General features: G+C 36.3%; 27 protein-coding genes and 1 pseudogene. All 28 read left to right on the top strand.

Translation table 11 applies throughout. From position 1 onward, the window contains the following. The first annotated feature begins 2 nt into the window (after nucleotides 1-2). Nucleotides 3-422, top strand: coding sequence for an NADH-quinone oxidoreductase subunit NuoI (gene nuoI / locus RBB48_RS07060; RefSeq protein ID WP_000677191.1), 420 nt, complete (start codon nucleotides 3-5; stop codon nucleotides 420-422). Further along, on the top strand, nucleotides 419-943 hold the full coding sequence (locus tag RBB48_RS07055; protein WP_001012824.1) for an NADH-quinone oxidoreductase subunit J: 525 nt from the start codon (nucleotides 419-421) through the stop codon (nucleotides 941-943). The genes nuoI and RBB48_RS07055 overlap by 4 nt, the downstream gene beginning before the upstream one ends. Further along, complete coding sequence (gene nuoK / locus RBB48_RS07050) at nucleotides 936-1,250, top strand: NADH-quinone oxidoreductase subunit NuoK (protein ID WP_000100078.1); 315 nt, start codon at nucleotides 936-938, stop codon at nucleotides 1,248-1,250. Before RBB48_RS07055 ends, nuoK begins: the two co-directional genes overlap by 8 nt. A 29-nt stretch (nucleotides 1,251-1,279) precedes the next feature. Continuing rightward, nucleotides 1,280-3,142 carry an NADH-quinone oxidoreductase subunit L gene (gene nuoL / locus RBB48_RS07045; protein ID WP_306007487.1) on the top strand — a complete coding sequence of 621 codons (1,863 nt, stop codon included), beginning with the start codon at nucleotides 1,280-1,282 and terminating at the stop codon, nucleotides 3,140-3,142. Beyond that, nucleotides 3,139-4,641 (top strand): NADH-quinone oxidoreductase subunit M, encoded by a 1,503-nt coding sequence (locus RBB48_RS07040; RefSeq protein WP_098155991.1) that lies wholly within the window; start codon nucleotides 3,139-3,141, stop codon nucleotides 4,639-4,641. The genes nuoL and RBB48_RS07040 overlap by 4 nt, the downstream gene beginning before the upstream one ends. A 7-nt stretch (nucleotides 4,642-4,648) precedes the next feature. Further along, a complete protein-coding gene (nuoN, locus tag RBB48_RS07035) occupies nucleotides 4,649-6,163 on the top strand; it encodes an NADH-quinone oxidoreductase subunit NuoN (protein ID WP_141555619.1) in 1,515 nt (504 codons plus the stop codon). A 212-nt stretch (nucleotides 6,164-6,375) separates the two neighbouring features. Then, nucleotides 6,376-6,612, top strand: coding sequence for a DUF1146 family protein (locus RBB48_RS07030; protein ID WP_000940744.1), 237 nt, complete (start codon nucleotides 6,376-6,378; stop codon nucleotides 6,610-6,612). 51 nt (nucleotides 6,613-6,663) lie between these two features. Further along, nucleotides 6,664-7,368 (top strand): YwmB family TATA-box binding protein, encoded by a 705-nt coding sequence (locus RBB48_RS07025; RefSeq protein ID WP_371399543.1) that lies wholly within the window; start codon nucleotides 6,664-6,666, stop codon nucleotides 7,366-7,368. Between the two features lie 39 nt (nucleotides 7,369-7,407). Beyond that, nucleotides 7,408-8,712, top strand: a complete 1,305-nt coding sequence (gene murA, locus RBB48_RS07020; RefSeq protein WP_000411269.1) for a UDP-N-acetylglucosamine 1-carboxyvinyltransferase — start codon at nucleotides 7,408-7,410, stop codon at nucleotides 8,710-8,712. A 208-nt stretch (nucleotides 8,713-8,920) separates the two neighbouring features. Continuing rightward, nucleotides 8,921-9,940: a stage II sporulation protein D gene (gene spoIID / locus RBB48_RS07015; protein WP_048566710.1), complete on the top strand. Its 1,020-nt coding sequence runs from the start codon at nucleotides 8,921-8,923 to the stop codon at nucleotides 9,938-9,940. Nucleotides 9,941-10,043: 103 nt separating this feature from the next. Further along, nucleotides 10,044-10,458: pseudogene (locus RBB48_RS07010) on the top strand (AMP-binding enzyme); the annotation flags it as partial. A gap of 116 nt (nucleotides 10,459-10,574) precedes the next feature. Beyond that, a complete protein-coding gene (locus tag RBB48_RS07005) occupies nucleotides 10,575-11,582 on the top strand; it encodes a LytTR family transcriptional regulator DNA-binding domain-containing protein (RefSeq protein WP_306007486.1) in 1,008 nt (335 codons plus the stop codon). 180 nt (nucleotides 11,583-11,762) lie between these two features. Beyond that, nucleotides 11,763-12,605 carry an ABC transporter ATP-binding protein gene (locus tag RBB48_RS07000; RefSeq protein WP_306007485.1) on the top strand — a complete coding sequence of 281 codons (843 nt, stop codon included), beginning with the start codon at nucleotides 11,763-11,765 and terminating at the stop codon, nucleotides 12,603-12,605. After that, a complete protein-coding gene (locus tag RBB48_RS06995) occupies nucleotides 12,605-13,312 on the top strand; it encodes an ABC transporter permease (protein ID WP_088064857.1) in 708 nt (235 codons plus the stop codon). Before RBB48_RS07000 ends, RBB48_RS06995 begins: the two co-directional genes overlap by 1 nt. A gap of 162 nt (nucleotides 13,313-13,474) precedes the next feature. Then, nucleotides 13,475-14,434, top strand: a complete 960-nt coding sequence (spoIIQ, locus tag RBB48_RS06990; RefSeq protein ID WP_088608243.1) for a stage II sporulation protein SpoIIQ — start codon at nucleotides 13,475-13,477, stop codon at nucleotides 14,432-14,434. A 287-nt stretch (nucleotides 14,435-14,721) separates the two neighbouring features. Continuing rightward, nucleotides 14,722-14,856, top strand: coding sequence for a hypothetical protein (locus tag RBB48_RS06985; RefSeq protein WP_000008903.1), 135 nt, complete (start codon nucleotides 14,722-14,724; stop codon nucleotides 14,854-14,856). 307 nt (nucleotides 14,857-15,163) lie between these two features. Then, a complete protein-coding gene (spoIIID, locus tag RBB48_RS06980; protein ID WP_000544012.1) occupies nucleotides 15,164-15,436 on the top strand; it encodes a sporulation transcriptional regulator SpoIIID in 273 nt (90 codons plus the stop codon). A 161-nt stretch (nucleotides 15,437-15,597) separates the two neighbouring features. Further along, entirely contained in the window at nucleotides 15,598-16,599 is a 1,002-nt protein-coding gene (mreB, locus tag RBB48_RS06975) for a rod shape-determining protein (RefSeq protein ID WP_000457990.1), read from the top strand. Nucleotides 16,600-17,105: 506 nt separating this feature from the next. Beyond that, nucleotides 17,106-17,540, top strand: coding sequence for a 3-hydroxyacyl-ACP dehydratase FabZ (fabZ, locus tag RBB48_RS06970; RefSeq protein WP_000931959.1), 435 nt, complete (start codon nucleotides 17,106-17,108; stop codon nucleotides 17,538-17,540). Nucleotides 17,541-17,888: 348 nt separating this feature from the next. Then, nucleotides 17,889-18,566, top strand: a complete 678-nt coding sequence (locus tag RBB48_RS06965) for a CpsD/CapB family tyrosine-protein kinase (RefSeq protein WP_306007483.1) — start codon at nucleotides 17,889-17,891, stop codon at nucleotides 18,564-18,566. Nucleotides 18,567-18,843: 277 nt separating this feature from the next. Next, a complete protein-coding gene (locus tag RBB48_RS06960) occupies nucleotides 18,844-19,587 on the top strand; it encodes a YveK family protein (RefSeq protein WP_098146019.1) in 744 nt (247 codons plus the stop codon). Next, nucleotides 19,577-20,278, top strand: coding sequence for a CpsD/CapB family tyrosine-protein kinase (locus tag RBB48_RS06955; protein ID WP_098146016.1), 702 nt, complete (start codon nucleotides 19,577-19,579; stop codon nucleotides 20,276-20,278). Before RBB48_RS06960 ends, RBB48_RS06955 begins: the two co-directional genes overlap by 11 nt. A gap of 108 nt (nucleotides 20,279-20,386) precedes the next feature. After that, on the top strand, nucleotides 20,387-21,154 hold the full coding sequence (locus RBB48_RS06950) for a tyrosine-protein phosphatase (RefSeq protein WP_098962323.1): 768 nt from the start codon (nucleotides 20,387-20,389) through the stop codon (nucleotides 21,152-21,154). Between the two features lie 243 nt (nucleotides 21,155-21,397). After that, a complete protein-coding gene (galU, locus tag RBB48_RS06945) occupies nucleotides 21,398-22,279 on the top strand; it encodes a UTP--glucose-1-phosphate uridylyltransferase GalU (RefSeq protein WP_098146010.1) in 882 nt (293 codons plus the stop codon). Between the two features lie 17 nt (nucleotides 22,280-22,296). Beyond that, the gene (locus RBB48_RS06940; RefSeq protein WP_098146008.1) at nucleotides 22,297-22,983 is read left to right on the top strand and encodes a sugar transferase; all 687 of its coding nucleotides are present in this window, start codon (nucleotides 22,297-22,299) and stop codon (nucleotides 22,981-22,983) included. Between the two features lie 59 nt (nucleotides 22,984-23,042). Beyond that, nucleotides 23,043-24,293 (top strand): oligosaccharide flippase family protein, encoded by a 1,251-nt coding sequence (locus tag RBB48_RS06935; protein WP_306007482.1) that lies wholly within the window; start codon nucleotides 23,043-23,045, stop codon nucleotides 24,291-24,293. A gap of 1 nt (nucleotide 24,294) precedes the next feature. After that, nucleotides 24,295-25,200 (top strand): glycosyltransferase, encoded by a 906-nt coding sequence (locus RBB48_RS06930; RefSeq protein WP_098920618.1) that lies wholly within the window; start codon nucleotides 24,295-24,297, stop codon nucleotides 25,198-25,200. A 15-nt stretch (nucleotides 25,201-25,215) separates the two neighbouring features. Then, nucleotides 25,216-26,187, top strand: a complete 972-nt coding sequence (locus tag RBB48_RS06925; protein WP_098146002.1) for a glycosyltransferase — start codon at nucleotides 25,216-25,218, stop codon at nucleotides 26,185-26,187. Nucleotides 26,188-26,199 lie beyond the last annotated feature (12 nt).

The following is a 26,199-nucleotide window of genomic DNA, read 5'->3' as shown; positions in this document are numbered from 1 at the left end:
AGATGAAAGGACTATTTAAAGGATTAAAATATACATTAAGCAATTTGAGTAAGAAGAAGGTGACTTACGATTATCCGAATCAACCGTTGCCGTTGCCAGACCGCTTTCGAGGCATTCAAAAGTTTTATCCAGAAAAGTGTATTGTTTGTAACCAATGCTCCAACATTTGTCCGACAGACTGTATTCAGTTAACAGGAAAAAAACATCCGGATCCTACGAAAAAAGGAAAAATTATCGACACGTATGATATTAATTTTGAAATTTGTATTCTGTGTGATTTATGTACAGAAGTTTGTCCGACAGAGGCGATTGTTATGACAAATAACTTTGAGCTCGCGGAATATTCACGTGATGATTTATTTAAAAATTTGCAGTGGCTTGACGAAAACGACGAAAACGTCAGGAAGGAGAATAAAGCATGAATGGCGAGTTTGTAGCATTCTTCATACTATCCTTGTCTGCAATTATCGGCGGTGTTCTTATGTTGAACTTAACGAAAGTCATGCATATGATGCTAGCTCTCGTTCTGACATTTCTTAGTATCGCAGGTTTGTACTTTCTTTTATCGGCCGAATTTATCGGAGTTGCACAAATTTTACTTTACTCCGGTGCGATTACAATTATTATGATTTTTGGCATTATGTTAACGCAACATAACGCAGAAAATGAATCGCGTCTTACTCTTCGAAAATGGATTATCTTCTTTGCGGTTGTAGCATTTGGGGCAGTTATGTATTTCGCTGTTAACAATATTGATTTTGCAAATGAAAGCACACAAGGAAGTTTACCTCTCCATGAAAAAAACACACTTCAAATCGGTACACTTCTCTATTCGAAATATATTATTCCATTTGAGTTAACCTCAGTCATTTTACTTGTAGCACTTGTTGGCGCGATTATACTTGCGAAGAAGGATGAGAAAGAGGAGGATTCCAATGAGTAGCGTTCCCGCTTCTGCATATTTAACGCTTGCGATTATTTTGTTTTGCATCGGTTTGTTTGGAGCTTTAACGAAGCGAAATACAGTGATTGTATTAGTTTGTATTGAATTAATGCTTAACGCGGCCAATTTAAATTTAGTCGCGTTTAGTAAATTAGGTTTGTTCCCAAATTTAACAGGGCAAATTTTCTCTCTGTTTACGATGGCTGTAGCAGCAGCGGAGGCGGCGGTAGGACTCGCCATTTTAATTGCTTTGTATCGTAATCGTACGACGGTTCATGTAGATGAAATGGATACGCTCAAAGGATAACATTGTGACCGAAAAGGGGGAAGGAAACAATGATCGATTATGCATGGCTCATACCGCTTTTCCCGCTTGTTTCGTTTTTTTTATTACTTATATTCGGGAAGAAAATTAGAGAAGGAAGCAGTGTACTTAGTATTTTCCTCGTCTTTCTCTCCTTTATATTTGCGGTACTTGTATTAGTAGAACGGTTTTCGAAAGTAGGATTGAAGCATAAGTGGGTATGGCTTAGAACGGGAGATATTGATATATCATTTGGCTTTGAAGTGACTGCATTAGGGGCTTTAATGCTGTTTATCGTTACACTTGTGAGTTTACTTGTACATGTGTATTCGAAAGGTTATATGAAAGGTGATGAAAGATTACCAACCTTCTATGCCTATTTAGGGCTCTTCACATTTGCGATGCTCGGGCTCGTTATATCACCGAATTTATTACAGCTTTATATATTTTGGGAGTTAGTCGGCCTTGGTTCATTTTTACTCATCGGTTTTTATTTCTTTAAAGAAGAAGCGAAGGTTGCTGCGAAAAAGGCTTTTATTATGACTCGTATTGGAGATGTTGGTTTATTTATTGGGATGATCTTAATTTTCTGGCATGCAGGTAGTTTTGAATATGACGCAATATTTAGGGCGATTCATACGGGGGATCTTACCCCTACGATGATTACAATAACAGCGATATTAATTTTTATCGGGGCGATGGGGAAGTCAGGTCAGTTCCCGCTTCATACGTGGTTACCAGATGCAATGGAGGGGCCGACGCCTGTTTCGGCACTTATTCATGCAGCGACGATGGTCGCAGCTGGCGTATATTTAGTGGCGACGATGTTTCCACTATTTTCAGCAAGTGCGGTGGCGATGCAGACGGTGGCAATCGTTGGAGCTTTCACTGCGATCTTTGCGGCTTCTATCGGTCTTGTACAAACGGACATAAAGAGAGTGCTTGCTTATTCTACAGTTAGTCAGCTCGGGTATATGATGCTTGCGTTAGGGTCTGCTGGTTATGTAGCTGGTGTTTTCCATTTAACGACACACGCTTTTTTTAAAGCGCTACTATTTTTGGCGGCAGGAAGTGTCATTCATTCAGTGCATACGCAAGACATTAATAAAATGGGCGGTTTACAGAAGAAGATGAAAGTAACGGGTGCACTATTTTTAATCGGTACACTTGCAATTAGCGGGGTTCCGCTCCTTTCAGGTTTCTTTAGTAAAGATGAAATTTTAGCGGCGACTTGGATGAATGGCAATTACGTTTTATTCATATTAGCAGTAATTGCAGCGTTCTTAACAGCATTCTACATGTTCCGGCTCTACTTCCTTGTCTTTACTGGGGAAGTAAAGACAAAGGAAGATGTGCATGAATCGCCCCGCGTTATGACGTATCCGATGATCGTCCTTGGCGTTCTCGCCGTAGTGGCGGGTTATATGAATACACCATGGTTTGGGACATTCCTCGGGGACTGGCTTACGAAAGATGTAGCATTTAAAGTGCGAGAGGCACACGGACCAGTTTGGATTATGATCGTAGCGACTATCGTTTCATTTGCAGGAATCGCTCTCGCATATTTTATATATGGTAAGAAATCTATTTCTAGAGATTGGGCTGGTGGCGATGGAACACCTCTTTATAACCTTTTGAAAGAAAAATATTATGTGGATGAACTATACAATATGACGGTGCTCCCTATTACGAAGGGAATCGCCCATGTGCTTCGCTTATTTGAGGTGTATGTAGTCGAAGGAATTGCCGTTTTAATAGGGAGTCTAATTAAAGGGCTAAGCGGACTCGGTTCTAGACTCCAAAACGGAAATGTACAAGTGTACGGCACTGTAACAGCTGTTTCGCTTGCAGTACTCGTCATTATTTTGCTCTATACGGGAGGGGATTTACGATGAATGATTTGTTATTAACGTTCTTCATTTTTTCCCCGCTTTTAGGAATTCTCTTACTTGTATTAACGCCAAAAAAAGAATCGCGTACTGTCCGAGCGCTTGGTTTATTTGGGACGGCGCTTCCATTTGGAATCGCTATCGTCCTCGCTTGTACATATGCTTCTGGAAAGAGTTTGTCGCTATTCGATGAAAAAGTGAAATGGATTAAATTTGGGGATTTTGCAGCGGTGGATAAAAGATGGTTTTCCATTTATTACGAGCTCGGCATTGATGGTTTATCGCTCGTTATGATGGTGCTGACAGCTCTTCTAGCGATGCTTGCAGCAATTGCGGCATTTACTATTAAAAGAAACTTGAAAGCCTTTTATATGCTGCTACTCATGTTAGAAATAGGGATGCTCGGCGTCTTCGCTGCTCAAAATTTAATGTTGTTCTTTATCTTCTTTGAAATTACGTTGCCTCCAATGTTTTTATTAATTGGAAAGTGGGGGAAATTGTCGAGTGAAAAGGCTGCTTATAGTTATTTAATATATAACGGTATTGGCTCCGCTATTTTACTCATCGTTTTCTCAGTTTTATTTGCAAAAACAGGTACAACAAATATTACAGAGCTTAAAGAAATATTAACGAGTGTAGGTGCTGGGGGAGGAATGGCTGTCTCAAGCAGCTTACAGTTCGGTTTGTTTCTTGCCATAATGATTGCCTTTGCGATTAAACTACCCGTTTTCCCGCTACATCGCTGGATGGTCAATGTGCATGTTGAAGCGCATCCGGCTGTAGTTATGCTTCATGCGGGCGTTTTACTGAAGATTGGGGCATACGGTATGATTCGTTTCGGAAAGGGGCTATTCCCGGAATACTTTCGCGAGTTTGCAACGCTTATTGCGATTTTAGGAGTCATTAATTTATTGTACGGAGCCTTCTTAGCGCTCATCCAAACGGACTTCCGGAAGGTACTTGCTTACTCTAGTATTTCGCATATGGGCATCGTATTAATGGGCCTCGCGGCGTTAAATGCACCAGGTACACAAGGGGCACTATTCCAAGTTGTGTCTCACGGTTTAATTGCAGCCTTACTCTTTTTCTTACTTGGCGTTATAGAACAGCGCTTTGGAACTTCGGACATTACAGCGCTTGGCGGACTCGCAAAAAGTGTCCCGGTACTTAGCGGCTTCTTCTTAGCGGGAGGAATGGCATCGCTTGGATTGCCAGGAATGTCTGGATTTGTTAGCGAGTTTCTTGCTTTTCTCGGTTTATTCCAAGGGGAGCCAGTCATTGCTGCAGTCGGTGTACTTGGCATCATTTTAACCGCTGTATACGTATTGAGAGCGACACTTCAAGTAACATTTGGTAAGAAAGAGTGGGAGGCGAAAGCTGATATACACGGTTGGGAGTATGTGCCTATATTGCTACTTATCTTCTGCATTATTGCAATTGGAGTAATGCCAGAAATACTAGGGGATCCGCTTCAAAATACATTGAAAACATTGGGGGTGAAGTAGGATGGATATGAATACGTTACTTAGCTTATCATGGCATCTCATGGTGCCAGAATTCATTATTCTCGGAGCTGCCATCCTTCTTTCCATATGTGATTTGTTTTTTAAGTTGAATCATAGATATGTAGCGCTTAGTGCAATCGCAGCCGTCATATTAGCAATCGTGTCGTTAATCACGCTATACGATGAACCGACAGGAGATATTCTAAATGGATCGTTTGTGTTAGATGGGTTTTCAAAAGGGTTTAAAACGTTGTTATTAGGCGGAGCGGCCCTCATCTTATGCACCGCCATGAGTGATGATAAGAAGAATCCAATTGAAGATAAGGGAGAATATTATTACTTATTTTTAATGGCACTTCTTGGGGCTATGTTTATGGCTTCTAGTGTTGACTTCATTACACTTTTCGTCGGTTTAGAATTGCTTTCACTTTCTTCATATATTTTAGTAGGAATACGAAAAAGGAACCGTGCGTCAAACGAGGCGGCCATGAAATATGTCATTAATGGAGGTATTGGCACGGCAATTACGCTCTTTGGAATGAGTTATTTATACGGTATTACAGGATCAACTAATATCGTGGACATGCAAAAAGTATTCGCAGGGGAGCTTGCTGGTGGTATTCAGTTATTGTTAGCTCTCGCATTTCTACTATTACTCGTTGGACTCTCGTTTAAAATTGCGACAGTGCCGTTTCATATGTGGGCACCAGATGTGTATGAGGGAGCGGCTACGCCTGTTACTGCTTTTCTCGGGACGATTTCTAAAATTGCTGGATTCTTACTCATTATTCGTCTGTTTCTCATGGTTTTTGCAAGTGTATCGGTGCAAGGAGACATGCAATCTTTATACGGACGTATGAGCATATACATTGCAGTACTAGCGAGTATTACGATGATTATTGGAAACGTAGTAGCGTTAAAGCAATATAACGTAAAACGCCTATTTGCCTATTCGGGAATCGCACATGCGGGGTATTTACTCGTTCCGCTTGTCGCATTATCGCCATTTGCGATGGATAGCATGTGGTTTTACATGCTTGCGTATATGCTGATGAATATAGGCGCATTTGCGATTATCCACGGCTTAATCTTACAAAGCGACAAAGAAAATATCACCATTTTCACTGGATTATATAAAAGGTCGCCATTTACAGCGATAGTAATGACGATTTTTATTTTATCGTTGGCCGGGATACCAGGAACAGCTGGTTTCATCGGGAAAATTAACATCTTTTTAGGTGCACTGCATGTAGAGCCAGCTCATTACGTACTAGCTTCTATTATGATGGGGACTACAGTCATCTCATTCGTATATTATTTCCGTATTCTACAGCAAATGTTTTTCCGGACGGGAGAAGTGGAAGAGAAAATTCGTTTGCCATTGAATATAAAGGTTGTTATGAGCCTTTGTGCAATCTCGATTGTAATACTAGGGATTATGCCGATGATTGGATACAATTTCTTTTATGAATATTTTCCATTAATGAAGGATTTCTTCTTCTTAGGGAACGTGGTACAATAGTGAAAATAAAAGGTGTGGAGTTGTTACTCTGCGCTTTTTATTTTGTGTGAATTACAATTGAAAATGCATGTAGGTATATGTTTTTTGAGAGCAAATTACGATGTGAAATGTAAGATGTTTATTTGTATTTGAAAAAGTGTGGCTCCTACTTATCATGGTATCGTTTTTATAGTATTTCGTAAGTAGTAGCTGGGTAAAAAGGGGTCGATTTTTTGGCACATCTTTTAGGGCAACAAGCACTGATTGCCATTGTTTCGCATTTATTGTTTATTACCATTACGTGGTGGGCCTTACAAGGTGTTCACATTGAGCGTTTAATGAAGTCTGGAAAAGTGATGCAGACGCGAGTGTTACTCATCCTAATTACAATTGCAATTGGGACATCTGTAAGTAACTTTTTCCTTGATTATTTAGGCTATTCAAAGAGTTTAACGTATTTAGTAAAGTAAGTGTATAGAACCTCATATCTCCGTTAACAATGGGGATAGGAGGGGATGAAATTGAAGCTTAAAGCCATTCTTATTGTTATGATAAGTGTTGTTTTATTTTTGGTTGGATATAGAGAGATGAAACCGATCAGCGATGAACAGAAAATGGAGAGCATGATTGCAACTTTAGAGAAAAATGATGCTAAAGTAGAGAAGTGGTCATGGTTAGCGCGAGAAACAAAAACAATTTCTAATATACATACGTTTCAAAGGTTGTTAAACGATGTGAAGGACAAGGCGAATATTCAAAAGTGGGAATTAGAGCAATCTCCAGATGGATATAAAGCTACATCCTATAAAAAGTTTTCTTCTTATGAAGAACGAGTAGTAGTAACATGGAGTAAGGAAAATACTAAAGAAAACACTTTCATTATTTTTGAAGTAAGCGGGGCGAAATGGGACCCGAAGTACATTCAGAAAACAAATAAAATTTTTAGTGAAAAACCTATAATTTACACTTGTGTTCAAGGTGTACTGAATGATAAGATTGAAGGTGTTTTGCAAAATAAAACCAATCAGTTTTTGAAAGATCTTTCAGCAAGAGCGATCGAACAGATAGAAGAAAGAGCATTTGTGTCAGTCTCCGCATACAATAAAAAGTGGGATGACGCTCTTTCAACAAATAGAGAGAAAATAAATGTGCAAATAGCAATACGTTCTACAGACAACAAAGATACAATTGTGGTTGGCACACCGATCATAACTTCTGAGTATTGAGTGAATAGATACTGAAAAAAGGACACGGAGGGGAATAATTTGGAAAAGATCATCGTCCGTGGCGGAAAGCGGTTAAACGGCACAGTGCGTGTTGAGGGCGCAAAAAATGCTGTATTACCTATAATCGCTGCAGCCCTATTAGCGAGTGATGGAAAGAATGTACTATCTGAAGTACCAGTTTTGTCTGATGTATACACAATTAATGAGGTATTACGTCATTTAAATGCTGAAGTCGTATTTGAAAATAACCAAGTAACAATCGATGCTTCTAAAGAACTAAACATTGAAGCACCATTTGAATATGTACGTAAAATGCGTGCATCTGTTCAAGTAATGGGACCATTACTTGCACGTAACGGCCGTGCTCGTATTGCACTTCCTGGTGGATGTGCAATTGGTTCACGTCCAATTGACCAACATTTAAAAGGCTTCGAAGCAATGGGAGCAAAAGTACAGGTTGGTAATGGTTTTGTTGAGGCATACGTTGAGGGAGAACTAAAAGGAGCTAAAATTTATTTAGACTTCCCAAGCGTGGGCGCAACAGAAAACATTATGTCTGCAGCTACATTAGCAAAAGGGACAACAATCCTTGAAAACGCAGCGAAAGAACCAGAAATCGTTGACTTAGCTAACTTCTTAAATGCGATGGGAGCGAAAGTACGCGGAGCTGGAACTGGAACGATTCGTATCGAAGGCGTTGATAAATTATATGGTGGAAACCACTCTATTATTCCTGACCGTATTGAAGCGGGAACATTCATGGTTGCAGCGGCAATTACTGGTGGAGACATCTTAATTGAAAATGCTGTACCTGAACATTTACGCTCAATTACAGCGAAAATGGAAGAAATGGGTGTTAAAGTTATTGAGGAAAATGAAGGTGTACGTGTTATTGGCCCAGATAAGTTAAAAGCGGTTGATATTAAAACTATGCCTCACCCAGGTTTCCCAACAGACATGCAATCACAAATGATGGCATTATTACTACAAGCTGATGGAACAAGTATGATTACAGAAACGGTATTCGAAAACCGCTTTATGCACGTTGAAGAATTCCGTCGTATGAATGCTGATATTAAAATCGAAGGTCGTTCTGTTATTATGAACGGTCCAAACAGCTTACAAGGTGCTGAAGTAGGCGCAACTGACTTACGTGCTGCTGCTGCATTAATCTTAGCTGGTTTAGTATCTGAAGGTTACACTCGTGTAACTGAGTTAAAGCATCTTGACCGTGGTTATGTAGATTTCCATAAGAAATTAGCTGCATTAGGTGCAACTATTGAACGTGTAAACGAAAAAGTAGAAGAAGTGAAAGAACAAGAAGTTTCTGATCTTCACGCTTAATTGAAATAGTCTCTACGTCTTTTGACGTAGGGACTATTTTTTTGGGTTATTACTGTTATAGTCAATAAATTCTATACTTATGCACGTACCAGTAAAAATATTTAGAAAATTTTCGTTTTAGCTGCTTCCCCCTTAAGTATGTTCTAAAAGGAAGAGTTGTTCCATAAGAATGAATGGAGTAAAGCTTTTGGATATTGGGGGAAATAAGATGAAATTTTCAAAGCCACTTTTTATCACAGTAGCGCTTCTCATAGCGCTCGTTATCATTGTACCTGCTGCTCTTGTTATTCCGTTTGCGAAAGCAAAAGTAGGGGAAGAAGCAGCTTCTAAAACTCCTCCAGCGATAGAAAGTATACCAGCTCCAGGGAAAGTGGATACAGCGGTTCAAGTTGCTGTATATCGTGATCGGCAAAAGAAGGTAGAAACATTACCTATGGAGGAGTATGTGACCGGTGTAGTAGCTTCTGAGATGAATGCCAGTTTTGAAATAGAGGCGCTAAAGGCGCAGGCATTAGCAGCGAGAACATTTGTGGTACAGCGTATGCTAAGCGGAGGTAAGAAAAACAATGCGGACGTGACCGATACGGTGAAAGATCAAGTGTACAAAAGTAAAGAAGAATTGAAGAAACAATGGGGCAATAACTACGAAAATAATTTGAAGAAAATCGAAGAAGCTGTTTCGAAAACCGCAGGACAAGTTTTAACGTATGATGGAAAACCAATCTCAGCATCCTTCTTCTCAACGAGTAATGGCCGGACAGAAAATGCAGCTGATTATTGGGGAAATGATTATCCGTACTTAAAGAGCGTAGATAGTCCGTGGGATCAAGCCTCTCCAAAATTTACGAGCGAGCAAACCTTTACAGTAGCTGACTTTCAAAAACGTCTCGGTGTGAAGGTGTTGGCAGACGGGAAGGTTGGAAATATTAAAGATCTTACGGAAGGAAAGCGAGTAAAAGATGTAGCATTTCAAGGGAAAACATTAACAGGAAAGCAAGTTCGTGAAAAGTTAGATTTACGCTCTTCTGACTTCACATGGAAACAAGAAGGGGATAAAATCGTCGTTACAACGAAGGGATTCGGTCACGGCGTTGGCATGAGCCAATACGGAGCAAATGGTATGGCGGCGGAAGGTAAGAAATATACAGATATCGTTGCTCATTATTATAAGGGTGTCGAAATAAAGTCGATGAATGATTATGAAGGAAAGTTAATGGTGAAGAAGTAGGGGGAAAAGAGACCGTTCCAAGAGCTATGTTGGGACGGTTTTCTTTTGTTAGTGGATAGGTTAATAGATATATTAAAAAAATCGTCAATGTTCAGTGGTGACAGAACTCTGTTTAAGGGGCCCATGGATCGCTGGAAGCTATTATAAGGATGAACGTACAGAAGAATCAATGAAAGACGGTTGGCTCTATACAGGAGACATTGTCACGGTTGATTCGGAAGGATGTATTAAGATTGCTGATCGTACGAAAGATTTAATTAAAAGTGGAGGCGAATGGATTTCTTCCGTAGATTTAGAAAATGCTTTAATGTCACATGATAAAGTGTTAGAAGCATCTGTTGTGGCGGTGCTGCATGAAAAACGTCCCGTTTACTTGCGTTTTACTAAAAGAGGGACAAGCAGTAGAAAGAGAAGATCTGTATGCTTTACTAAAAGCAGAATTTCCGAAAACATCTGTAGGGAAATTCTTAAAGAGAGCGCTGCGTGATCAGCTCAAGACGTATGTAGAGCAAAACTAGAGAAGAAGGCTATCCTTTCATTTGGATAGCTTTCTTTTTATGATACTTCATAAAATATCTAAATATTCCATTAATTGTTTGGTATAATAGGATAAAAAGTATTTGGGGGAGACAGAATGGCGTTATTGGAGTTGAGACAATTAGGGAAGACGAACCAGTTACCGGCAGTTGAACTGAAGGTTGAGAAGGGACAATGCGTTGTTTTGCAATGTAATAACCATACAGCTAAAGTATTGCACCGCATCATTATTGGTGAGGAAGAAGCTTCAACTGGCAACGTGCTATTTGAGGGAGAATCGATTGGAAAGAAAAATTATTCCCGCATCGGTTTTTGTTTTTTGAAAGATGAAGCATACGAACGTTTGAAGGTAAATGAATACTTCAAGTTCTTAATAGGACTTTATGAATCAAATATGAGCACGGAAGAAGTCGTACAATATGTTGGCCTCTTAGATAAATTAAACGTTAAAATAGAAAAACTATCATTTTCAGAGAAACGTCGTCTTCATATTGGGCGTGTTATGATTCACAATCCGGATTTAGTTATTTTGGAAGAACCAGAGCAAAATGTAGATACAGAGAGTACGATTATTATTCGAAAAGCGATTATGGCAATGAAGGAGAAAGGAAAGGCGATTTTTATAACGTCATCCTTTCTATCGGACGCCCTTTCGTTAACAGAAGATGTATACATATTAAACAATGATGGTGTGAAGAAAATAGAAATCGAACAAGAAGAAATTGAAGAGGTGGATGAAGAAAAGGTTGTTCAAATGATTCCGCAAATGAAACTTGAAAGAATTCCAGCGAAAGTGAACGATAAAATCATTTTACTTGATCCGATGGAAATTCATTTTATTGAAACGCAAAACGGAGTGACACATATCCATGTGCGCGAAGGTGATTTCGTATGTGCATTAACATTAAGTGAACTAGAAGCGAGATTAACAGGGTTCGGGTTCTTTAGATGTCATCGCTCGTACCTTGTGAATTTACAAAGAGTACGAGAAGTCATTACGTGGACTCGTAACAGTTTCAGCTTAATTTTGGATGATGAAAGAAAAAGTTCAATCCCGCTTTCAAAAGGACGAATGGATGAATTAAAAGGTGTGATTGGGCTATAAAAATTGCTCCAATAAGCTTAAAATACGATTCATTCACCGGTAAAAATACTCCTTTTACCGGTATTTTACTGCGTAACCCTTTTGTTTTTCATATGATTGAGTCAAGAAAAGCGAAACAAACAAACGAAAAGCGCTAAAGCGACTTTCATCTATAAAAGAAAAAACAAAGGGGATGACGAGATGACATTGGCAATTGAAATGAAAGATGTAATGAAAAGTTTCAACGAAAAAACGGCACTTCGAAATGTAAATATTGAAGTGAAGCAAGGAGAAATTTTTGGATTCCTCGGGCCGAGTGGATCTGGAAAAACAACAACAGTAAAGATTTTAACTTCTCAATTGCTGCATAGCGTTGGAACAGTGAGGGTACTAGGTAAAGATATTACCGGACCAAGCAGCATCGACTATAAACGAATTGGTATTTTAACAGACAATAGCGGCTTATACGAAAGACTTAGCATTTATGATAACTTACTATTATTTTGTGACTTATACGATTGCAAAAAAGAGCGGATTGATGAAGTGTTAGCGCAAGTGAACTTATTAGATGATAAGAAAACATTAGTAAAGAAACTATCAAAAGGAATGAAGCAGCGCGTTACATTAGCTAGAGCAATTCTTCATAAACCAGATATCCTCTTCTTAGACGAACCAACATCTGCACTCGATCCAGTTAACGTACAAAACATTCATAAAATCTTAAAAGACTTAAATACAGAAGGAACGACGATTTTCTTAACGACGCACAACATGGATGAAGCAGAAACGCTTTGTAACCGCATTGCCTTTCTGTGTGGCGGAGAAATTGTAGCGCTTGATACACCGGAGAACCTTCGCTTACAATACGCGAAAGATCAAATACAAGTCGTGTTAAAGGATAAGAAGAAAGAAACGGTACAAAAAGATGAATTAGGTGCAAAACGTATTTCAGAGTGGATGAAAAAAGGAGAACTATTATCCATTCATTCTTATGAGCCAACGTTAGGCGATATCTTTATTGAAGTTACTGGGAGGGGATTATAATGACATTTTCAATGAGACGATTTTCAGCTATTTTTCGGAAAGAGTTACAAGATTTTAAAACGAATTCACAAACTTTAATTATGTTGTTAATGCCACTTGTCTTTTCGGTATTATTTAGTCGCTCAGATAATATGAGAGAAATTGGAGCGAATTCATTAACTGCGATGACGTTAGTTATGGTCGGAGGTTTTGTACAGGCAATGCTCATTGCCGAAGAAAAGGAAAAAAATACGCTTCGTGTTCTTATGCTATCACCAGCATCATCAATTGAAGTATTAATTGGCAAAAGTTCATTAACAGGTCTGATTACAGTTGCAATCTGTTTTATTAATCTACTTATTTTAGGTAAATTAGAAGGTAATTTTGCATTATTATTACTTATCTTTGTTCTCGGAATGCTAATATTTAACCTTATTGGTACTTGTATTGGATTATTAGCTCAAAATGTACCACAAACATCAACAATTGGATTGCCAATATTAATGATATTTCTTTTCGGTGATTTAATTGGAATGTTTGTGAAGAATGAAGTCGTTACAAAAATAATCGATTATTTACCAACTCGTCATATCGGTGTGGCAGTTAGCAGTGTTATAAAGGGGGAGGGTTTTAGTGCAATTACTAGTAATTTATTGAACATAATAATTTGGTTAGTTGCGGTACTTGTTATTACACTCTTCGTGTATAGAAAGAAACAAATGGACTAAAAACTGAGCCGAAAGTGCTCAGTTTTTTATTTTTTCTATCATTTCCTCGGAAATTTTACAATTCTTATACATATTTTTACAGATTTTGTCGAAAAGTAATTAGTTATAGGTTGTATAGGATACGTGAATATTGTTCAAAATGATTGCTGAGGTGATGATGGAATGCGAGGAAGAAATAATAAAAAGTCGCAAAAGGTAGTACATTTATTTCAAAAAAGATGGGTGTTTCCAGCACTGTACATTGCTTGTGCAGCGGTAATTTTAATGGTTGCGCTATGGTTCCAGGGGGCTAATCCGAAGAAGACTCCGAACCAAGATCAAGCAACACCGTATACACAATCGGAAGATCCAGCAGTACCAGTAACGAAATCTTCAGAAGTAGTGAAAATGCCAGCTGCCGCTAATGCGGAAGTAGTCGTACAGAAGAAATTCTATGAAGATGCAGCAACTGAGGCGGAACAAGAAAAAGCACTTGTCTTTTATAACAACACATATTCCCCAAATAAAGGAATCGACATTGCTGCGAAGAATGGAAAAGAATTCGATGTAGCTGCTGCTTTAAGTGGTACAGTAACGAAAGCTGAAAAAGATTCACTTCTTGGTTATGTTGTAACAGTTGATAGCGGAAATGGTGTAGCAGTTTCTTATCAAAGCTTAGGCAGTGTGAAAGTAGAAAAAGGTGCACGAGTTGCACAAGGTGAAGTATTAGGAAAATCCGGTCTAAGTGCAATGAATAAAGAAGCAGGTTCTCACGTTCACTTTGAAGTACGTAAAGACAACGTGGCTGTGAACCCTGAGCGCTACTTAAATAAATCAGTAGCAGAAATTAAAGCTGATGCGGGTGCTGCAAAAGCAACGAATGCTTCTGGTAAAAAGGCTGATGAAAAATCTCAAAAAGAAGAGAAGTCAACAAGCACGAAACCAGAAAGTAAAACAGAAGATAAGTCTCAAAAAGAAGAAAAATCAACAAGCGGTTCGACTAGTGACAAAAAAGAAGAGCCGAAGAAAGAAGAAAAATCAACAAGCGGTTCGACTAGTGACAAAAAAGAAGAACCGAAGAAAGAAGAAAAATCAACAAATGGTTCTACAGAATCATCTAACAGTTCTTCTTCACAAGAATAAGAAAGTGAAAAAATCAGTTCTCACTAGAGAGCTGATTTTTTTACTTTTACCCCGCATTAACGGGCAGTAAGACCCCTACTTCAAAATTCAGTGAAAGCTAAGAAGTTAGGCCTGGGGTCAACTGCCCGTAAAAGCCCGATTGGTGAAGGCTAAGAATCAGTGGGAAATGGCGCCCGCCGATTAAAGTTTCACTTTATATAAAAATACTCAATTTCGAGAAAAAAGTTGCAATAACAAGGAAATATGACGAGATTCTCGAATATATATTACAAACAGGAGGGGATACTGTGTCATTTTTATTTGTTCTGTCGACTGCTATTATTTTATTGTTTGTTTTATTCACTTTATATTATTATATTGCCGGTAAGAAAGAGGTTCCCCACCATCAATTGTTAGAAGAAGAGTTGGAACGAGAAGAATGACACCTTATATACAAGGTGTCATTTTTTTCGCCAAAATAGTCACTGTTAACGTATTTCTCACAAAAAAACGTAATTTTTCTTAACTTAGTCCGCAAAAATAGTGAACATGTAGCATATATCAGTAGTGCGGGCAATACAATGGTATAAACCAAAGCAAAGAGAGTGTTTGAGGTGAGAAATCGTGAATCATTTCATTATAAATCCAAGAATGTTTAACGCTTACAAACAGCACTCACACTTACTTCTTAGTCGTATGCAGCGAGGCTCATTTCACACTTCTCACATCCAATTTAGGGAGGCGAGTGGTGTGCACGATTACATCAAAGAGAGAACTATCAAGATTGGTAAGTATATCGTGGAGACAAGAAAGACAGTGCGTGTCATTGCAAAGGAATTTGGGGTATCAAAGAGTACAGTCCATAAAGATTTAACGGAACGTCTACCAGAAATTAATCCAGAGCTCGCAAATGAAGTGAAAGAAATTCTTGATTATCATAAGTCTATTCGTCATTTAAGAGGCGGAGAAGCAACAAAACAAAAGTATAGAAAAGAAGATGTAGAAAAGCCGGTCCGTCAATAAATATGCGATCGCAAACATTCCGTTTCAATTCGGTAATATTTTTCAGAAGAATTCTTTTTGCGAATATTACGTTTCTGTTAAATTTATGATAAAATCAGAAATTAGGTGTAAAAGAATTCGGGTGTAACCTGATTTTGAATATCGAGGAGGAAATGACGGGAATGTTTGCGCGAGATATCGGAATTGACCTAGGTACGGCTAATGTATTAATTCATGTTAAAGGCAAAGGTATTGTATTAAATGAGCCATCTGTTGTGGCAATTGATCGTAACACAGGTAAAGTATTAGCAGTAGGTGAAGAAGCAAGAAGTATGGTGGGACGTACACCTGGTAATATTGTAGCAATTCGTCCGCTTAAAGATGGTGTAATCGCAGATTTCGAAATTACAGAAGCAATGTTAAAGTATTTCATTAACAAATTGGACGTGAAGAGCTTCTTTTCAAAACCTCGCATTTTAATTTGCTGTCCAACAAATATCACATCTGTAGAACAAAAAGCAATTCGTGAGGCTGCTGAACGTTCAGGTGGTAAAACAGTATTTTTAGAAGAAGAACCAAAAGTAGCCGCAGTTGGTGCTGGTATGGAAATCTTCCAACCAAGCGGTAACATGGTTGTTGATATTGGTGGAGGTACAACAGATATCGCTGTACTATCTATGGGTGATATTGTTACCTCTTCCTCTATCAAAATGGCTGGCGATAAGTTTGATATGGAGATCTTAAACTACGTTAAACGTAAGTATAAGCTATTAATTGGAGAACGTACTTCAGAAAATATTAAAATTAAAGTTGGTACAGTATTCCCAGGTGCACGTAGCGAAGAGCTTGAAATTCGCGGACGTGACATGGTAACGGGCTTACCACGTACAATTACAGTATGCTCTGAAGAAATTACAGAAGCACTAAAAGAAGACGCGGCTATCATTGTACAAGCTGCAAAAGGCGTACTAGAGCGCACGCCACCAGAACTATCTGCGGACATTATCGACCGCGGTGTTATTCTAACGGGCGGTGGAGCTTTACTACACGGTATCGACATGCTTCTAGCAGAAGAACTAAAAGTACCAGTATTAATTGCTGAAAACCCAATGCAATGTGTTGCGGTTGGTACAGGTATTATGTTAGAGAATATCGATAAATTACCAAAGCGTGCTTTACGATAAAGTGAAACTTTAATAAGTGGGGGTATCCCCCACTTATTATTAGCTCGCAAATAGTAGGAAAAATGAGAAGAACTAAGGTGTTAACCGAAGTTCTTTTTTTGTTTTTTTATTCTTTCATTTTTTTATTTTATTTTGATTTATTGAGAAAATAGAAGAAAAATAAAGAAAAACGAAGGAAATAGGTAAAATATTCATATATATGGTTAAATTTAATATTTCCTTATTTGAAAACGTTTATAATATAATGAGTCGAATACGACATTAAGGCAAATCATGTTCAAATACATATTGCCTTTCCCTAATTTGGGCATACACTCTTTTCTACCTCCGTGTCAGTTGCTGGAATATGCAACTATTTTAAGAGAATAGAGTGTGTGCATTTTTTTATATATAAAGCTGAAAAGATATTAAAGTTTCACTTTATAATGACAAACAATAAACAAAATGGGATAATAAACAATATGTCCAAGTGGTAAGACCAATATTACAAAAGGGGCGATTGTTATATGCTAAATATAGAACAAATTAAAGAAATCATTCCTCACCGCTATCCATTTTTACTTGTTGATAAAATATTAGAAGTAGATGAAGGTAAAAGAGCGGTTGGAATTAAAAATGTATCCGCAAACGAAGAATTCTTTAACGGGCACTTTCCTGACTATGCAGTTATGCCCGGTGTACTTATTGTAGAAGCATTAGCACAAGTTGGAGCAGTTGCGGTATTAAAGAAAGAAGAAAACCGCGGAAGACTTGCTTTCTTCGCGGGTATCGACAATTGCCGCTTTAAAAAACAAGTACGTCCAGGTGATCAACTTCGCCTAGAAGTAGAAATGACACGTGTACGTGGTCCGATTGGTAAAGGAAAAGCAATCGCAACAGTAGATGGTGAAGTTGCATGTGAAGCTGAAATTACATTTGCGATTGGTGATAAAAAAGAATAACAGAAATAAAAAAATCTTCTTGTGAAAATACAAGGAGATTTTTTTATTTCCAATATATATTGGTGTAATTGTTAAAATACAAACTAGTCAGAATATTACTTGTGTATAGAAAATAATTACCATATAATTACTTTATTGTTTATTTGAAAAATAGGATAAATGATAAGAATAGAAAAGAAGGAAAGTCATTGTCATATTGTTAAGGCGTTTATATAAGACAAAGTAGAATGTTAGTGATTATGATGAGATGTAGGGAAATCAGCAATATAAAATATTAATTAGATGTATGAAATCGAGCATAGAGAGAAAAAGGAGAAATGTCGCATTTCACAAAAGGAGACTATGAATATGTTCGGAAGAAAGAAAAGAAAACCATTACGACAATTAATCACACATAAAGAGCCTAAATCACGTGTTGCAGAGCAATACCGTAACATTCGTACAAATATTGAATTTACATCTGTAGATAATCATGTTCGTTCTATTATTGTTACCTCGGCAGATCCAGGTGACGGAAAAACAACGACAATCGCAAACTTAGCAGTTGTTTTCGGACAACAAGGAAAGAAAGTCTTATTAATCGGAGCTGACTTGCGTAAGCCAACGATTCAAAACTTATTTGCCATTCACAATTCAAATGGATTAACGAACTTATTATCAGGACAAGCGAAACTGATGCAATGTATTCAAAAAACAGATATAGAGAATGTATACTTAATGGCGGCAGGTCCAATCCCGCCAAACCCAGCTGAACTATTAGGTAGCCGGATAATGGACGAGACATTACTAGAAGCATATAACATGTTTGATATTATTCTAATCGACACACCACCGGTTCTTGCGGTTACCGATGCACAAATACTAGCGAACAAATGCGATGGAATCGTACTTGTCGTACGCAGTGAAAAAACAGAAAAAGATAAAATTTTAAAAGCGAAGCAAATATTAGACAAAGCGTCCGGTAAATTACTTGGTGTCGTCTTAAACGATAAAAGAGAAGAAAAAGAACAATATGGATATTATTAGAAAATAATGTATAGAATAGTAAATGAGAAAGCTGATAAATATTTTTATCAGCTTTTTTTGAATCTTTATAAAATTCCTTATTGAATTATATGAAAAAAATGATACAATAGAAATTTTGGAAATTCGTTGGAATGTGTTGTCATATTTAAGATTATTTTGTAAGATTATATTTGCTTGATGTCAATAAATGTAGAACTAAAATATTCAAAATAAAAAATGTAAGATTTATATGTTATAATTTTTCTTATGTGCAAATTTTAGAAAGTTGGAGGAACTTATGGAAGAAACAATTAGTTTGAAAGAGTTATTTCATATTTTAAAAAAACGTTTAGCGATGATCCTCGTAATCGCCTTTGGTGCTGCTATAGTAAGTGCTATCATTAGCTTCTTCTTCATGACACCAATCTATCAATCTTCGACGCAAATTCTTGTGAATCAGAAGAAGCAAGAGGGAGCAGCAATTCAATACAATGAGGTACAAACAAATATTCAGTTAACAAATACATACAAAGTTATAATTAAAAGTCCTGTTATTTTGGATCAAGTGAAAGAAAAATTAGGTTTGAACATAACAACACAAGAATTAAACAAAAAAATCGAAGTGGCTAATGAAAAAGATTCACAAGTTGTAGCGGTAACTGCGCAAGATAAAGATCCGAAATTAGCTCGTGATATTGCTAACACAACTGCAGAAGTATTTAAAGGTGAAGTTGCAAAAATTATGAACGTTGATAACGTAACAGTACTATCTAAAGCAGAAGTCGCAGAAAATCAATCTCCAATTAAACCACGACCAATGTTAAATGTAGTAATTGCTTTCGTTGTTGGTTTAATGGCTGCAGTTGGTCTTGCATTCTTACTAGAATACTTAGATAACACAGTAAAAAAAGAAGAAGATGTAGAAAGTTTACTTGGCTTACCAGTGTTAGGTATTGTAGCTCGTATGGATGAAGAAACAATGAACGTGAAATCACACGCTCCATCATCAAGAAAAGTGAGGGGACAAACAATTGGCTCTTAATTTATTTAAAAAGAAAAAGAATCATCGTCAACGTCGTCAATTAATTGCTCATCAACAACCGAAATCACCAATTTCAGAACAATATCGTAATATTCGAACGAATATTGAATTTGCAGCTGTTGATACGAATTTACATTCATTAATGGTAACGTCTGCGAACCCAAGTGAAGGTAAAACGACAACGACAGCGAATATGTCAGTCGTGTTTGCTCAGCAAGGAAAGAAAGTATTATTAATTGATGCAGATATGCGTAAACCGGCAATGCATCAAATGTTCCAAGTGGATAATATTTTCGGGTTAACGAACGTATTAACACATAGTGAACGTTTAGAAAAATGTGTACAAACAACATCAGTTGATAATTTACACTTTTTAGCTTGTGGTCCGATTCCGCCAAATCCAGCAGAATTATTAGGATCAAAATCAATGCAAGAACTTCTTGCACAAGCATACAGTATGTACGATTTAGTCATTTTTGATTTACCGCCAATTTTAGCTGTTACAGATGCCCAAATTATGGCAAATGTATGTGATGCTTCTATTCTTGTCGTTCGTAGTGAATCGACAGAAAAAGAAGCTGCAGTAAAAGCAAAAGGTTTATTAGAATCAGCGAAAGGTAAACTGTTAGGCGTTGTTCTGAATGATCGTGAACGTGAACAAAGCTTATATTATTACTACGGTGCAAATTAATTGAAAGGGTGAGATATGAGAAGAACATATCTCCTTTTTTCCCTTGAATATGAGATGTCTCATATTCAAGGGAAAAAAGATTTATATGAGAGAGGGAGGATGAAACAAATGATAGATTTACATTGTCACATTTTACCTGGTATCGATGACGGTGCACAGACAGTAACAGATAGTTTAGTGATGGCACAAAAGGCAATAGAGGAAGGTATTCATACAATTGTCGCGACACCACACCATCAAAATGGAAAATATATAAATGAACGTACCTCAATTCTTCATCAAGTAAAACAACTAAATGATGAACTGCAACAACATAATATTCCACTTACCATTTTACCGGGGCAAGAGGTCAGGTTATATGGTGACATATTAGAAGACTATGAAGCTGGTAAAATCGTTACTTTAAATGAAACAAACAAATACATATTCATTGAATTTCCATCTAATCATGTACCTCGTTATGCAGAACAACTATTTTATGAACTACGTGTAAAAGGAATGATTCCAATTATCGTTCATCCCGAACGTAATGCCGAGTTAATCGAGAGGCCAGATAAGTTATATAACCTTGTCAATAAAGGTGCATTAACACAAGTAACGGCAGGCAGTTTACTAGGTAAGTTTGGTAAAAAAATTAAAAAGTTTTCACTACAGCTTGTGGAACATAATTTAACTCATATGATCGCATCAGATGCACATAATACAACGTCAAGAGGATTCCATTTAGCAGAAAGCTATGAATTAGTTGAGAAAGAATTCGGAATGAACGTTATGAGCGACTTAAAAGAAAATCCGTATTTAATAATTAGCGGGAAAGCAATTTATAAAGAAGATCCGGAACAAATTCGTCGTAAAAAATTGTTCGGTATTTTTTAAATAAAGAACTGGTGATGTCTCCTAACCGTTATCAACGGAGGCACTCGGTCGTGCTGTGGGTAGAAATTTTTTTATTTCGAACCTACCTTAGACGCTTGTCGTCGGGAGTATGACGTGAGGTTGGGTTAGATGCCCATCATTTATTTGTAATAGAAACTCTACCTATGGAGTTATAGCAATGACTCTATAGGTAGGGTTTTTGTTATTGTTACATATGAATAAAAGGATGTAGGGGGAATAGAATTGAAAAAAGTAAGAAAAGCAATTATTCCAGCAGCTGGTCTGGGAACGAGATTTTTACCAGCAACGAAAGCGATGCCGAAAGAAATGTTACCAATCGTCGATAAACCGACAATTCAATACATAGTAGAAGAAGCAATAGAATCTGGAATTGAAGACATTATTATTGTTACTGGAAAAGGAAAACGTGCGATTGAAGATCATTTTGATCATTCCTTTGAATTAGAACAAAACCTTTTAGAAAAAGGAAAGCATGAAATACTTGAGAAAGTACAAGCTTCATCAAAAATTAATATTCATTACATAAGACAAAAAGAGCCGAAAGGACTTGGGCACGCAGTATGGTGCGCACGTAAATTTATTGGAAGTGAGCCATTTGCAGTATTACTTGGTGATGATATTGTACAAGCAAAAACACCATGTTTACGTCAATTAATGGATCAATACGAAGAAACACAATCGTCAGTTATCGGTGTACAAACAGTGCCAGAAAACGAAACACATCGTTACGGTATTATCGATCCAATTGAACAAAATGACCGTCGTTATCAAGTGCGTCAGTTTGTTGAAAAGCCAGCAGAAGGTACAGCACCATCAAATTTAGCGATTATGGGTCGTTACATATTAACACCTGAAATTTTTGCGTTCCTCGAAAATCAAGAAACAGGAGCAGGTGGAGAAATTCAATTGACAGATGCAATTCAACACTTAAACGAAATTCAACGAGTATTTGCGTATGACTTCGAAGGTATTCGTTATGATGTTGGAGAGAAGTTTGGGTTTATTAAAACGACAATTGAGATGGCGCTTCAACATGATGAATTAAAGGGTGAATTAATGAAATATATGAATGAACTTGTGAAAAAAGAAAATGTATATTTGTAAAGTGAGGTGCAAGAATTTTGACCTTGTTAAAATTATCTGATGGGGATGAAACGAAGCTAAATAGTAGAAAAATAGATGTGGAAACGGTAAATGCTCGTAAAGGATATTTAGTGGTTAAACGTTGCATAGATTTTATGGGATCTTTATGTGGGTTGTTGTTGTTATTCCCTCTCTTCTTAATTGTAGCCTTAATCATTAAATATGAGGATCCTAAAGGACCGGTGTTTTTTAAACAAGTTCGTATCGGGAAAGATGGAAAAGAGTTCTATATATATAAGTTCCGCTCAATGGTTACAGATGCTGAGGATAAATTGAAAGATTTATTGGAACATAATGAAGTTTCAGGTGCCATGTTTAAAATGAAAAAAGATCCTAGGGTAACACATTTCGGTCACTTTATTCGTAAAACTAGCATTGATGAACTTCCTCAGTTAATTAATGTACTAAAAGGTGAAATGAGCCTCGTTGGACCGAGGCCACCATTGCCACGTGAAGTAAAACAATATACAGATCATGATAAGCAAAGACTGCTTGTACTACCTGGATGCACCGGGTTGTGGCAAGTAAGTGGGAGAAATGATCTTGGTTTTAAGGAAATGGTTGAATTGGATTTAGAGTATATAAATAAACAAAGTATCGGGACAGACATTCAAATTATATTAAAAACAGTAACTATTCTTTTCACATCAAAAGGGGCTTATTAATATTAAAAAAATTAGTTCAAAGATAAGTGTGTTTTGAATGTTATTTAAGAGGTCTAATTATGAAGTTAAATAGTATGGCAGTAAAAAACATTGCTCAAATGGGCGTAATTCAATTGGTTAATTATCTATTTCCGTTAATAACGGTCCCTTATTTACTAAGGACAATTGGAATATCAAATTACGGTATACTTTCTGTTGAGATAGCAGTGGCACAAATATTATTGATTATTTCTGACTATGGATTTGCATTTACAGCAACACAGAAAATAGCAATAAAAGAAAAAGTGGATAATGATTTAGCAAGCGCAATTTATATTGTTAAATGCTTAATGGGGATAATTGTTTTTATAGCAGTTAGTATAATTATATATGTATTTTCTGCGGATACTAAGACAATCATACTTCACTTTGGATTCTTCGGCTTTTTCTTCTTCCAGTCATTAATACCCAACTGGTTGTTTAGGGGTTTAAATAAACTCATGTATATATCGATATTAACAGTAATATCAAAATTATTTACGTTAGTATTGATGTTGTTATTAATTAAAAGTGAGAGTGATTATTACTTACTAGGGATTGTATATGCTGTGCCAACCATAATTATATGTGTAATTGCTCAAATAGTGGTGATTAAATTAGGGGTTAAAATTCAGAGGGTTAGTATTAGGAGAATACTTTCAGAAATAGAAGAGGGGAAAGATATATTTCTTTCTAATATCATTGGGGTATTATATACGACCTTGAATACGATAGTGGTGGCATTCTTTGGCGGTAGTTATGCAGCTGGGATATATGCGACTTGTGAGAAAGTAGTTGGTTTAGTTAACAGTGTCACAAATGCAATTTCACAAGCGGTATATCCAATTGTGTGTAAGGAAATAGCTAAGAAAAAAAATAAAATAGAACAGTTTAAAGTGTCTTTAAAATATTTTGGATGGTGGCCGGTTTGTACCTTTATTGGTGGAATAATCTTACTTGTATTAGCTCCGTTTATTTTGGCTCTAATTACGGGAGAGAAAGTGACCGATAATCAAATATTAACACTTCGAATTATGAGTTTTATTCCATTTTTAATTAGTCTAGGCCATTTATTAGGGATACAAACTTTAATTCCATTAAATGATAAAGCATCTGTTAGAATCGCTGTAACTTACGGAGCAATAGTGAATTTATCATTGGGAGTTTTATTATCCTGGTTATACGAGGCGCCAGGAACAGCTGCAGCAATACTTTTATGTGAACTTGTAGTTGTAGGAAAAGAGTTGAAATTTATAAAAACACACATAAGCTCTAAAGAAGGAGAAAAATGATTTGAGTGAATTTAACTTGTTTGCAATTATTGTTATTTACAATAGAAAAATTACAGATGCACCAACATATAATGAACTGAAAAAAATAACGTCCATTCGAGAGAATTTGTTTGAAAATATATTTATCTTTGATAACTCAACAGACAAAGAAGTAAGAGAATGGAATAAGAGATTAGTAAATAGTCAAAATGAGAAAGTAATGCAGTATGTTACAGAAAATGAAAATGTTGGTTTAGCTCATGCTTATAATTCTATATTGAAAAAAATTAACGAGGAATCTCCAAAAAAGAATAATTGGTTTTTGGTGACAGATCAAGATACCGATATTACATTGGAATTTTTAGATGCTTTTTGTGAAAATATTTATGATAACCCTGCAATTGGTGCGTATGTACCAAGAATATTTGGAAAATCACATATGATTTCTCCTTTAAAAGTCAATAGAACATTTTGGGGTGATAGTTTTGATTTACCAGCAGCAGAGCCAAATGGTCTTTTGAATGATCGATATACTGCTATTAATAGTTGCTCAATTTTTAACGTAAATGCTTTAAATAAAATAGGTGGATTTAGTGAGAAGTTTCCTATAGATTATTTAGATCATCATACTTATCATCAATTATGGAAAAATCAATATTCTTGCTACTGTTTGGATGTGGAGATTAAACATGATCTATCATTCGAGTCTTTTAGAGAAGTTAAATACGATCGATATAAAAACTTTTTGATTAGTCAAAGTAATTATATTACAGAGGTTGAACAAGATAATAAAATTAATCTTATTAAAGCTAGTATACATTCTGGTCGAAGACATACAGTTAGGACTTTAAGAAATGGGAGATTAATTTATTTTTGTAAAGGCTGGTATTTAAAGCTGAAGATGTTAGTACGAGCATTGAAAAAATAAAGGAGATAGTAAGAAATGGAGTTAATCTCAAATTCATCTGTGAATGTAGTGATAGTAACCTATGGTGAAAGATGGGGATTTTTAAAACCGATTTTAGCCAAGTTAGAAAGATTTGATGAAATTAATAGTATTATTTTAGTTGATAATGGGGTTCCTTATGATTTGAATGTGAAATTGAAAGGATTTAATAAAATTAAAACAGTTCATTTTCAAAATAATGAAGGTTCTGCAACAGGATTTAATGCCGGAATTAATAAGGCGCTTCAAGAAGAAGGAAATTTTATTTGGCTTTTAGATGATGATAATCTGCCAAATGATGATGCATTAGAAAAACTAAAAAAAATGCAAGTAGAGTTAGATGATGAAAAGATTATATTAAGCTCTTTTCGTAATGATAGATTAGAATTATTAAATTCAGGAGGACAAAGTTTTACACGCAATTCTTTTTTTGAATTCAATATATTGAAAAAAATATTTAAAAAATCAAAAAGATACAGTAAAAAGGATACAGGGTATCCAAATTTACTAGCATGTGAAGCAGTTCCTTATGGTGGCTTATTTTTGAATAAAACTATTATGGAGCAAGTAGACTTACCTACGAAAGAGTATTACTTATATTGTGATGACATTGATTTTACTTATAGAATGACTAATCAGGGTTATGCAATATATTGTGTTACCGATAGTGTGATTGTTGATTTAGAAAGCTCATGGTATAGAAAAGAGAAAGTACCAATGTTTCAAGGAATATTTAGAACCAATGAATTAACTAGAGGATTATATTCAATTCGTAATAGAGTATACTTTGAAAAAAATTATATAGCAGATTCAATAATGGCTTATTATGTAAACATATTTATATATATGTGTTTCGTGTTTATCAAGTATATGCCTAAAAATGTTAATGGTCTAAAAAGGTATATAATATTATTAAAAGCTATTAATAAAGGTAGAAAAGGAGTATTGGGGAAAGAGAAGGATTGGTAATACTTTATTTCC

The organism is Bacillus sp. MMSF_3353, from assembly GCF_030733445.1.
Lineage (GTDB): Bacteria > Bacillota > Bacilli > Bacillales > Bacillaceae_G > Bacillus_A > Bacillus_A wiedmannii.
Note: the sequence above shows the minus strand (reverse complement) of the source record. Positions and strands in the feature narration are given on the sequence as shown.